Raw genomic sequence first — 408 nt, 5'->3', positions numbered from 1 at the left:
GGACCGCGTGGTCCAAGGAGCGCTAAAACTCATATTGGAAGCCATCTTTGAAGCTGATTTCTGTTCAAATTCCTACGGATTCCGACCAAAAGGCTCCCCACATCAAGCACTGGCAGAAGTGCGACGTAGCATATTGCGCCGGATGACTGTAGTAATCGATGTTGACTTGTCACGCTACTTTGATACAATTCGACACCACATACTTTTGGAGAAAATTGCAAAGCGTGTTCAAGATTCGCAAGTTATGCATCTTGTAAAACAGGTAATCAAGGTGACAGGAAAGATTGATGTCCCGCAAGGGGGACCATTTTCTCCCTTAGCCGCAAACATCTACCTCAATGAAGTAGATTGGACATTTGATGCCATTCGACGTAAGACAACAGAAAACCATTACGAGGCTGTAAACTA

Annotated in this window: 1 protein-coding gene; it reads left to right on the top strand. The window is 44.6% G+C overall.

Features of this window, described 5'->3' with window-relative positions; translation table 11 throughout:
* The coding region (locus MR155_RS32545; RefSeq protein ID WP_242312129.1) for a reverse transcriptase domain-containing protein at nt 1–408 on the top strand (408 nt) is incomplete at both ends.

The sequence above is a fragment of the Bacillus cereus group sp. BfR-BA-01331 genome, from assembly GCF_022663915.1.
Classification (GTDB): domain Bacteria; phylum Bacillota; class Bacilli; order Bacillales; family Bacillaceae_G; genus Bacillus_A; species Bacillus_A mycoides.
This window is presented reverse-complemented; position numbering and strand designations above follow the sequence as displayed.